Below are 10,505 nucleotides of genomic sequence, written 5' to 3'. Positions count from 1 at the left end.
GCCGCCGGGATCGTCCTGCTCGCCGTGCGGATGTCGCGGACCGTGATCCCGGCGGCGAGCCCGATCAGCACCCCTTCCAGCAGGGCGGTCGCGACGATGACCAGCGTGGTGATCGTCATGACCGCGAACTCGCCCCGGTCCTGCCGCCACATCTTCGGGAACTCCTCCGGCGCGAACAGCTTCCACCCGCTGTGCACGAGGACACCCGCGAGGACGGAGATCGGGATCAGCGCGAGCACCTGCGGCAGCAGCAGCGCGAACGCCAACAGCCAGACGCCGTGCAGCGTCCGGGACAGCCGCGTCTTCGCACCGGCCTGCACGTTCGCCGAACTCCGGGCCACGACAGCGGTGATGGGCAGCGCGCCCAGCAGCCCGGCGACCGTGTTACCGGCACCCTGCGCGATCAACTCCGGGTTGTAGCGCGTGCGTTCACCGTCGTGCATGCGGTCCACGGCGGCGGCCGTGAACAGCGACTCGGCGGACGCGATGACGGTGAACGTCAGGATCGCCGTGATGATCCCGGCGTCCGCGAGCCCCGCGAACTCCTCGGGCCCCGGCACGCTGACCGAGGCCAGCAGGTTGCCGACCTGGAGCGTCTTCACCTCCACCCCGGGCAGCGCCGCGACCCCGATCCCGATCCCCACGGCGACCAGCGCCGCCGGCACCTTCTTCACCGGCCCCGGCACCTTCTTCCACAGGAAGCTGAGGACGACGGTGACGACGCCGAGCCCGGCCGCGATCAGCGCCTGCGGGTTCGCGACCGTGTCCGCGAGGAGCCCGGGGACGCCCGCCATGTTCTCGATCGGCGTGCCCGGCGCCTTCGCGTCCATCATCGGGTACGCCTGGCTGAACATCAGCGGCAGCCCGATCCCGGCGAGCATCCCCTGCACGACGGCCAGCGAGATCGCCTGGAAGAACCGGCCCAACCGGACCAGCCCCAGGACGATCTGGAGCAGCCCGGAGAACAGGACGATGACGCCGAGCATGGCGACTCCGTACTCCAGCACGGTCTCCGCCACCAGCGCCGCCAACCCGGCGGCGGGGCCGCTGACTTGGAGCGTCGAACCCCGGGCGGCGCCGACGACCAGACCGCCGATGACACCGGAGATGATCCCCAGCTCGGCCGGTACGCCCGAGGCGACGGCCACGCCGATGCACAGGGGCAGGGCGACGAGGAACACGACGAGGGAGGCGGTGATCTCGGTGCCGAGGTCGCCCCTGGGCGCCTTCGGCTTCCGGCCGGCCGGGGAGGAGACCGGCGAGGCGGCGTAGGGAGCGTCGGAGGATGCCGCCCCAACTCCCGTACCCTGCCGCCGGCTTCGTCCCCGGCCGACCTTCGCCGCATGCGTGCCGCTCATGCGGCGTGCACCCGGAACGACCCGTCCGTGTCCAGCTCGTGCACCTGGCCCGTGTGGACCTCGTAGTACCACCCGTGCAGCCGCAGCCTCCCGTCCTCGACCCGCCGCCGGGCCGCCGGGTAACTCCCCAGCTCCGCGAGCTGGTTGACGACGTTCAGCTGAGTGACGTCCGGCAGCGACGGCTCCTGCGGCACGGCCTCCAGCGCGGGCGCCAGACCCGGCCGGGCGAGGCTCAGCCAGGCCGCGACGCCGGGCAGCGTCGACAGGTCGTCCCCGGAGGTGATCGCGCCCATCGCCCCGCAGTGCGAGTGACCGCACACGACGACGTCCTGAACGCCGAGCACCTCCAGCGCGTACTCGATGGTGGCGGCCTCGCCCGAGGGGCCCCGGCCGTCGTGCGGCGGAACGATATTCCCCGCATTGCGCAGCTCGAATATCTCGCCGGGCCGCGCGCCGGTGATGAGCGCCGGTATCACCCGCGAGTCCGAGCAGGTGATGAACAAGACCTCCGGACTTTGCCCTTCGGCCAGTTTCCGGTATTCACCGCTTTCGAAGTCGACCCACCGCTTGAACGAGCGCGCACGGTCCAGCAAAGCCTGCACGATTCCTCCCGATGAACACGCCCTGCGAAGAAGATCCGCAGGTCAGAGGTGCGTGTTCCAGAACGTTAGGGGAGTGTCGGCCAGCGGAAGGTTAGCGGAACACTAAATCGCCGACAGTGGCCGGATATTTCTTGGCGCACCGCTGCGGGCCGCTGAGTCGCTGCTCACAATTTCAAGGAACCGGGCGACTGCTTTCCGCGCCTCTTGTACCGTGTCGAATCCATCGAATGGAAGAGACGGAAACGCATGGGTGGCGTACGAGTCCTGCTCATCGAGGACGATCACACGATCGCCGAACCGCTCGTCGAGGGTCTCGGCCACTTCGGACTGACGGTGCAGCACGTCGGCACCGGCGCCGAGGGACTGCGGGGCCCGTACGGCGACGTCGTCCTGCTCGACCTGGGGCTGCCGGACATTGACGGCATCGACGTCTGCCGGGGCATCCGGGGCGTCTCCGAGGTCCCGATCATCATCCTCAGCGCGCGCGGCGAAGAGGCCGACCGGGTCCTGGGGCTGGAGCTGGGAGCGGACGACTATCTCGCGAAGCCGTTCAGCATGCGGGAGCTGGTCGCGCGGATCAGGGCGGTGACACGGCGGTCCCAACGGGTCAGCGGGGGAGGGGAGTTCGTGACTGTGGACGCTTATCCGACGTATCCGGCACAGCCTGTCGTACCGGCCAACGTGTACCCCTCGACTCCTGAGCCGGCGTACTCCCCGGTTCCGCCGCCTTCCCAACCCCCGGCGGCCACCGGGCCGTTGGTCGTCGACCGGCGTACCCGGCAGGTCTGGATCGGTGACGACGCCGTCGTCCTCACCCCCAAGGAGTTCGACCTCCTCGCCCTGCTCACCGAGGACCCCGGCGCGGTCTACTCCCGCCAGCAGATCCTGGACCGCGTCTGGGACCCCCACTACCAGGGCCCGACCAAGACCCTGGACGTCCATGTCGCCACCCTGCGACGGAAGTTGGGGAACCCGGCGTGGATCCGGACACTGCGCGGGGTCGGCTTCCGGCTGGCCGTGCAGACCCAGCCGCAACCCCAGCCTCAACCCCAGGCGCAATCCCAGCCGTACCCCCCGGCCCAGGCCCCCGCGCCCGCCTACGACTGGACGGCGGCCCGGTGACCCGCCGCCTGCTGCTCAGCTACCTGACGCTCGCCGCGCTGGTCCTGCTCTGCCTCGAAATCCCCCTGGGATACGTGTACTCGGGCGCGGAGCGCGAGCGGGTCGTCAACCTGGCCAAGGACGAGGCCGAGTCGGTCTCCGCGTACGCCTCGCTGTCCATCCTGACCGGGAACGCGGCCCGGGACCTCCCCGCCCGCGCGGCGCACTGCGCGGAACGGATCGGCGGCAAAGTGCTGATCGTCGACGCCCAGGGCGCTCTGCTTGCCTCCTCGCATCCGCTCACCGGCACGGAGGAGAGCAACCTCGCCGCCTGGCCGGGCATCGCCGCCGCCCTCCAGGGCGCGGCCACGGCCGACGTCCGGACCTCGACCATCGGCGGCGTCCAGTACCTCGCCGCCTCCGCGCCGGTCCGGCACGGCGCCCAGCCGCAGGGCGCCGTACGGATCACGGTCCCCACCGGGACGGTGCACGAACGCGTGCACCACGTATGGCTGTTGCTCCTCGCGGGCGGCATCGCGGTGCTCGCGGCCGTCGCCGTCGTCGGGTTCGCCATCGCGAGCTGGACGGGCCGGCCCATCCGCGAACTGGAGCGTGCTACCCGGGAGTTGGCGACCGGCGGCACCGCCACTCCGGTCGCGATCGACGACGGTCCGCCCGAAGTGCGCAGCCTGGCCGCCACGTTCAACCACACGGCCGCCCGGCTCGAACACCTCGTGTCCTCCCAGCGTGCCTTCGCGGGCGAGGCGTCCCACCAGCTGAAGACGCCACTGGCCGCGCTGCGCCTGCGACTTGAGAACCTGGAGAACCACATCGCGCTCCAGGCGCGCGGCAGCCTCGGCGCCGCGATGACCGAGACGGACCGGCTCGCGCGGATGGTCGAGGGCCTGCTCGCGATGGCCCGCCTCGACGAGAAGGCCGCCGAACGCGAACGCGTCGACCTCGACGCCGTACGCGCCGAACGGCACCACGCCTGGCGGCCGTTGTACGAGCGGCACGGGGTGCGGCTCGCGCTCGCGGGCGAGGCGGCCGGGGAGGTGACCGCCGTGCCGGGCGCGGTCGAACAGATCCTGGACAACTTCCTCTCCAACGCGCTGCGCGTCTCACCCGCCGGCACCACCGTCTTCATCGACGTCCGCCGCACCGCGCAGCACGAACGCCGGTTCACCACACGGCAGTTCGCCCAGCCGTCCGTGGAGGTGCACGTCATGGACGAGGGGCCCGGCATGACCGAGGAGCAGCGCCGCCGCGCCTTCGACCGGTTCTGGCGGGCCCCCGACGCCCCCAAGGGCGGCACCGGCCTCGGCCTCGCCCTCGTCCAGCGCCTGGCCCACGCGAGCGGCGGCGAGGCGCTGCTGAGGACGGCTCCGCTGGGCGGGCTCGACGCGTTCGTACGGCTGCCGCTCGCGTCAACCGCCAAGCAGGGCACCGGACATGGCGGCAACACGCCGACGCACCGCCCGGCGAGACAGCTCCAGGCGGTGCGCGGACAGGGCTAGGTCTCTTCGTGAAGGCCAGGTCCCTTCGCGAAGGGCGTCAGCCTTCACAGAGGCGTCAGCCGAGCCGGATCTCGTACGTCGCGACGCTCACGTCGCCGTCGTCCAGGCACTCCCCGGTCGCCAGGTCGAAGCGCTGCTTCAGCAGGGGCGAGGCGACGAACGGGCGGCCCTGGTGGGTGCCGGTGAGGCCGCGGGAGAGAACTCCCGCCCCGCTGAAGGGATCCCGGTTGTCGATGGCGTACAGGTCGCCGCCCCGGTCCTGGAACACGGCCACCTGGCGGCCGTCCGGCAGCAGGGCGGCGACGCCCCGGCCCGGCAGTAGCGCGGAGAGGTCACACACCGTCAGCCAGGCGTCGTCCAGGCCGACTTGGACCTTCAGATCGGTCGTCTCGGGCGCCAGGGTCATCGCTGGGCACTTCCTTCCATGGGACGCATGCCGATCGACAGCAGGGGCAGGTCGGGCTTGATCTGTTCGCGCTCCGGGACGAACCCGACGACCGGGTCGGGGGTGTCGGGCGCGTTCACGAAGGACACGAACCGGGCCAGCTTCTCCGGGTTGTTGATGGTCTCCGCCCACTCGTCGCGGTAGTTCGCGACGTGCGCGGCCATCAGCGACTCCAGCTCCTCGCAGATGCCGAGGGAGTCCTCGACCACCACGTCCCGGACGTGGTCGAGTCCGCCGGGGATGCGCTCCAGCCAGGTCGAGGTGCGCTCCAGGCGGTCGGCGGTGCGGATGTAGAACATCAGGAACCGGTCGATGAGCCTGATGAGTTGAGCGTCGTCGAGGTCCTGCGCGAGGAGGTCCGCGTGGCGCGGGGTGGCGCCGCCGTTGCCGCCGACGTACAGGTTCCAGCCGTTCGACGTCGCGATGATCCCGAAGTCCTTCGACTGGGCCTCCGCGCACTCGCGGGCGCAGCCCGACACCGCCGACTTGAGCTTGTGCGGCGACCTGAGGCCCCGGTAGCGCAGCTCCAGGTCGATCGCCATCCGCACGGAGTCCTGGACGCCGTAGCGGCACCAGGTCTGCCCCACACAGGACTTCACCGTCCGCAGCGCCTTGCCGTACGCGTGCCCCGACTCGAAACCGGCGTCCACCAACCGGGCCCAGATCAGCGGGAGTTGTTCGACGCGGGCGCCGAAGAGGTCGATGCGCTGGCCGCCGGTGATCTTCGTGTAGAGGCCGAAGTCGCGGGCCACCTCGCCGATGACGATGAGCTTCTCCGGGGTGATCTCGCCGCCGGGGACGCGCGGCACGATCGAATAGGAGCCGTTCTTCTGGATGTTGGCGAGGAAGTGGTCGTTGGAGTCCTGGAGGGACGCCTGTTCGCCGTCGAGGATGTACACGCTCGCGCCGATCACCGGGGCGAGGGACGCGATGATCGAGCCGACGGCCGGCTTGCAGACCTCGCAGCCGTCACCGCCCTTGGCGCCGTCGCGCCCGTAGCGGTCCAGGAGTTCGCGGTAGGTGTTGATGCGCAGCGCGAGGACGATCTCGTACAGCTCCTCGCGGGTCTGCCCGAAGCAGCCGCACAGGCCCTTGTCGACCTCGACGCCGCTCGCCTCCAGCTCGGCGGTGACGAGCTGGCCCAGCACCTTCACGCAACTGCCGCAGCTGGTACCGGCCTTGGTGCACTTCTTGACCTCGGGGACGGTCGTGCACGCGTGCTCGGTGACCGCGCCGCGGATCGCGCCCTTGGTGACGTTGTTGCAGGAGCAGATGACCGCCTCGTCCGGCAGCGCGGACGGCCCGAGCTGCGCGCCGCCGCTCGAACCGGCGGGCAGGACAAGGGACTCGGGGGCGACCGGCGGCACCGAACCGGTGAACGCGCGCAGCGTGCCGTACGCCTCAGCGTCGCCGACCAGGATGCCGCCGAGCAGCGTGCCGTCCCGGGCGATCACGAGCTTCTTGTAGAGGCCGGAGCGGGCGTCGGAGTAGACGACCTCCAGGCAGTCCTCGGCCGCGCCGTGCGCGTCCCCGAAGGAGGCGACGTCCACGCCGAGCAGCTTCAGCTTCGTCGACAAGTCCGCGCCCAGGAACGCCGATTCGTCCTCGGCGATGGTCGCGGCGACCGTCTCCGCCTGCTCGTAGCCGGGCGCGACCAGCCCGTACACGCGGCCGTCCGCCGCGAGCGCGCACTCGCCGATCGCGAACACCGCCGGGTCGGTGACCGTACGGCACTGCTCGTCGACCGTGATGCCGCCGCGCTCGCCCACCGACAGCCCGCAGTCCCGGGCGAGTTGGTCGCGCGGGCGGACCCCGGCGCTGAACACCACGAGATCCGTGGCGACTTCGGACCCGTCGGACAGCTTCATGCCGGTGACCGAGCCGTCCTCGCCGACGACGATCTCCTGCGTACCCGTGCCGGTGTGGACGCTCAGGCCCATGTCCTCGATGGTCCGCAGCAGCGCCGCGCCACCGCCCTCGTCGACCTGCACCGGCATCAGCCGGGGCGCGAACTCCACGATGTGCGTGGCGAGTCCGAGCCCCTGGAGCGCGCCCGCGGCCTCCAGGCCGAGCAGCCCGCCGCCGACGACCGCGCCGACCGTCGCCCGCGCCTTCGCGTACTCCTCGATGGCGAGCAGGTCCTCGATCGTCCGGTACACGAAGCAGCCGGCCGCGTCCTTGCCGGGCACGGGCGGCACGAACGGGTAGGAGCCGGTGGCGAGCACGAGGATGTCGTAGTCGACCCGCAGACCGGAACGGGAGGTCACGGTCCGCGTCTCGCGGTCGACCGTCTCCGCCGGGTCGCCGACGTGCAGCTCGATCCCGTGCTCGGCGATGAACTCCATGTCGGTCATGGAGAGCTCCTCGGGAGTGGTACCCGAGAAGTACGAGGTGAGCTGGACGCGGTCGTACGCCGGACGCGGCTCCTCGCACAGCACGACCACGCGGTGCGTGGCGGTCAGGCCGCGCGCGGCGAGCGCTTCGAGGAAGCGCTGGCCGACCATGCCATGGCCGACAAGCACGATCGTGGGGGTGTTGTCCGTGGGCATCAGCAGCCTCCGTCATTCGAGGTCATGCCGATGAGACTGCGGCGCGGACGTTACCCGACCGCATCACGCCTGTTTCCCACGAGGAACGCTGCCCTCAGCAAGGGTCCGTACGGGGTGTGAGGTCGTGGGGCGGAGCGCCGCGGCAACGGGGGTGAAACCGATTGCTGCGGCGTTTCCGCAGCTCAGAGCGGTGACGGGGGTGCGGTCGCCGAGGCGATCACGCGCTGCCGCGCTCTACGAGGGTGCGGTGGAGGCGGTCGATGAGGTGGCCCTTGCGGTCGATGGTCAGGTCGAAATAGGCGGCGCTGAGGTCCGAACGGCACACCGAGCGGACCGCCTCCTTCGCCGCGCGCTTCGCCTCGACCGCCTCGGCCGACAGCTGGAGGAGCGTCTCGTCCAGCTTCGGGTGGTCGAGCACGTACGCCCTCAAGTCGGCCCCGACAGAGGGCGGTTGGGTGCCGAGCAGCTCCAGGAAGACCCGGTTGCCGAGGCCGTCGAAGTCCTCGTGCGTGTTGGCGCCGCCGAACTCCGGTACGACGTCGGTGAGATCGTTGAAGAGCTGGCTGGCGAGACCGAGGCGGCGCATCGCGTCGTCCAGCGTGTCCCGGTCGTCCTCCCGGACGCCGAGCGCCGCGAGGGCGGCCTCCAGGGGCATCCGGAACAGGGTGCCGGTCTTGAGCGCGGCCACGGACTCCCAGAAGCGGACGCGGTCGGCGTGGGGTGCGGTCAGGAGGGACGCGCGCGTGGTGTCCGTACGGGAGGCGAGGTCGGCCGCCTGACCGGTGAAGCCCCGGCTCACGCTCTCCAACAGGGCCTGCGTGGCGGCCGGTTGGCCGACATGCCGGAGCGCGGACGTGATCAGCCAGGCGCCCGTGTTGAGGGCGACCGGCACGCCGTGCGTGACATGCAGAGCGGGTTCGCCGTACCGGAACGCGCTGCCGTCCTGGATGTCGTCGAGGGCGACGGCCGCCTTCATCAGGACGCGGACGGCCACCGCCGTGCGCCGGATCGCGGCGAAGTCGGGCGCGAACTCGCCGGAGAAACCACGGTAGTTGCGGTAGGCCCAGTACACCATCGAGGGTCTCAGCGGCGCCGTGCCGCCGGGGGCGTCCGGTCTCGGGGGCAGCGCCTGCTGGCCGGCCTTCGAACCGAGGGCGTCCGCCACCGGCTCGTGCAGGGTGCTGCGCAGGGCGTGGACGTACACGTTGGCGTGTGCGGTGGCGTGTGCGGCGCTCTCCCCGCCGTCCGTCAGCGCGTCGAGGAACGCGGCGAGATCCTCCTCCAGGAGGGCCGCGTCCTGGCGGACGACCTTCTCCACCTTCTCCACATGCGTAGCAACCGGTTCCACAAACGCAGCATCGGGCATGCGGCCGGTCCGGTACAGATGACCTTCCGGCCATCCGGGGCGAAGCTCAGGAGCCCCTCATATCGATGGACTCTGCACCTACCCCGTACGTAGGCTCCCGATCATGCCCGACATACCCCTGACCACCCTGTTTCTGCTCTGCCTTGCCGCGCTCGCGGCGGGCTGGATCGACGCGGTGGTGGGTGGCGGCGGCCTTCTCCTGCTCCCCGCGCTCCTCCTCGGCCTCCCCGCGGGCACCCCGGCCGCCCACGCGCTCGGCACGAACAAGGCGATCGCGATCGTCGGCACGTCCGGCGCGGCCGTCACCTACGTCCGGAAGACGAGGGTGGACGTCGGGCTCGCCGTCCGCATCGGCGTCGCGGCCCTGCTCGGCTCCTCCGGGGGCGCCTTCCTCGCGGCGGGCATGAGCACGGCGGTCCTCAAGCCGGTGATCATGGTCGTCCTGCTCACGGTCGCGGCCTTCGTCATCGCCCGCCCGGCCTTCGGTACGGCGCCGGCGACCGGACCGGCGGGCCCGCGCCGGGTCCTCGCGGCGATCGGGCTGGCCGGGGTGGGGATCGGGTTCTACGACGGGCTCGTCGGCCCCGGCACCGGCACGTTCCTGGTCCTCGCCCTCACCGCGATCCTCCACCTGGACCTGGTCACCGCCTCCGCGACCGCGAAGATCGTCAACTGCTGCACGAACTTCGGCGCGCTGGTCACGTTCGCCTGGCAGGGCGCGGTCATCTGGCAGCTCGCCGTGCTGCTGGCGGTGTTCAACCTGATCGGGGGGACGGTGGGGGCGCACACCGCGCTGAAGAAGGGGAGCGGGTTCGTGCGGGTGGTGCTGCTGACGGTGGTGTTCGCGCTGGTGGCGAACATGGCGTACGAGCAGTGGCTCTCCTGAGCCACGGGTATTACCGCGTCCCGGTGAGGTGCGCGAACACCACCACGTTGCCCTGGTACCCCGTAGCTCTGGAGTAGGGGCCGCCGCAGGTGATCACCCGGAGTTCGGGGCGGCCGGCCGCGCCGTACACCTTCTCGTCGGGGAAGGCGTCCGCCTGGTAGACCTCGACGGCGTCCACGGAGAAGAGGGCCACGGAGCCGTCTCTTCGCTGTACCTCGATGGTCGCACCCTTGCGGATGGCTCCCAGGGAGTAGAAGACCGCGGGGCCGTCGGCGTTGTCGACGTGGCCCGCCACCACGGCGGTACCGGTCTCGCCGGGGGTGGTGCCGGCCTCGTACCAGCCCGCGAGGTTCTTCCTCGCGGCTGGCGGGACGTCGAGGCTGCCGTGGGGGGTGAGGCCGAGGCCCATCAGGGGCGCGTCCACCCGGATCGACGGGATGCGGATGCGGTCCGGGGGAGAGGGCGGGAGCGCGGGGGCCGAGCGGGGGTCGACCGCGGCGGAGCGGGCCTGCGCGGCGGACGGCTGCGGCGGTGCGTGCTCCTCGGTGCCGTTGTGCAGCAGCCAGGCACCCGCGCAGAGAGCCGTCACGGTGACGGCCGCTATCGCGGTGTTGCCGACCTTGCGCATCGGGACGTACCCCTCTCGTCGTACGGGTACCCCGTACCCCCCTCCGGGCCGCG

Annotated in this window: 9 protein-coding genes; 3 read left to right on the top strand and 6 right to left on the bottom strand. The window is 71.3% G+C overall.

Translation table 11 applies throughout. The features are described 5' to 3' along the window. Window positions 1–1,358, bottom strand: a 1,358-nt coding sequence (locus AOK24_RS04250; protein ID WP_055718710.1) for a SulP family inorganic anion transporter, incomplete at its 3' end; no start/stop codon positions are given. Then, window positions 1,355–1,960, bottom strand: a complete 606-nt coding sequence (locus AOK24_RS04245) for a carbonic anhydrase (protein WP_055718709.1) — start codon at window positions 1,958–1,960, stop codon at window positions 1,355–1,357. The genes AOK24_RS04250 and AOK24_RS04245, both read right to left, overlap by 4 nt. A gap of 246 nt (window positions 1,961–2,206) precedes the next feature. Here AOK24_RS04245 and AOK24_RS04240 point away from each other — a divergent pair, with 246 nt between their 5' ends. Both AOK24_RS04240 and AOK24_RS04235 read left to right on the top strand, forming a co-directional pair. Beyond that, a complete protein-coding gene (locus tag AOK24_RS04240; RefSeq protein ID WP_055718708.1) occupies window positions 2,207–3,082 on the top strand; it encodes a response regulator transcription factor in 876 nt (291 codons plus the stop codon). Further along, entirely contained in the window at window positions 3,079–4,578 is a 1,500-nt protein-coding gene (locus AOK24_RS04235; protein WP_063799391.1) for a sensor histidine kinase, read from the top strand. The genes AOK24_RS04240 and AOK24_RS04235 overlap by 4 nt, the downstream gene beginning before the upstream one ends. A gap of 55 nt (window positions 4,579–4,633) precedes the next feature. Here the strand turns inward: AOK24_RS04235 and nirD are convergent, their stop codons facing one another. The 3 genes from nirD to AOK24_RS04220 all read right to left on the bottom strand — a co-directional run bounded on the left by nirD (window position 4,634) and on the right by AOK24_RS04220 (window position 8,920). Then, the gene (gene nirD / locus AOK24_RS04230) at window positions 4,634–4,984 is read right to left on the bottom strand and encodes a nitrite reductase small subunit NirD (RefSeq protein ID WP_055718707.1); all 351 of its coding nucleotides are present in this window, start codon (window positions 4,982–4,984) and stop codon (window positions 4,634–4,636) included. Continuing rightward, complete coding sequence (gene nirB / locus AOK24_RS04225) at window positions 4,981–7,572, bottom strand: nitrite reductase large subunit NirB (protein WP_055718706.1); 2,592 nt, start codon at window positions 7,570–7,572, stop codon at window positions 4,981–4,983. The genes nirD and nirB overlap by 4 nt, the downstream gene beginning before the upstream one ends. A 217-nt stretch (window positions 7,573–7,789) precedes the next feature. Continuing rightward, window positions 7,790–8,920, bottom strand: coding sequence for a polyprenyl synthetase family protein (locus tag AOK24_RS04220; protein ID WP_240553661.1), 1,131 nt, complete (start codon window positions 8,918–8,920; stop codon window positions 7,790–7,792). Between the two features lie 121 nt (window positions 8,921–9,041). Between AOK24_RS04220 and AOK24_RS04215 the strand changes: the two genes are divergently transcribed. Further along, window positions 9,042–9,824, top strand: coding sequence for a sulfite exporter TauE/SafE family protein (locus AOK24_RS04215; RefSeq protein WP_055718704.1), 783 nt, complete (start codon window positions 9,042–9,044; stop codon window positions 9,822–9,824). A gap of 10 nt (window positions 9,825–9,834) precedes the next feature. Here the strand turns inward: AOK24_RS04215 and AOK24_RS04210 are convergent, their stop codons facing one another. Next, complete coding sequence (locus AOK24_RS04210; RefSeq protein WP_055718703.1) at window positions 9,835–10,452, bottom strand: class F sortase; 618 nt, start codon at window positions 10,450–10,452, stop codon at window positions 9,835–9,837. Window positions 10,453–10,505: the final 53 nt, after the last annotated feature.

Origin of the sequence: Streptomyces niveiscabiei, from assembly GCF_001419795.1 — a bacterium.
GTDB lineage: Bacteria > Actinomycetota > Actinomycetes > Streptomycetales > Streptomycetaceae > Streptomyces > Streptomyces niveiscabiei.
This window is presented reverse-complemented; position numbering and strand designations above follow the sequence as displayed.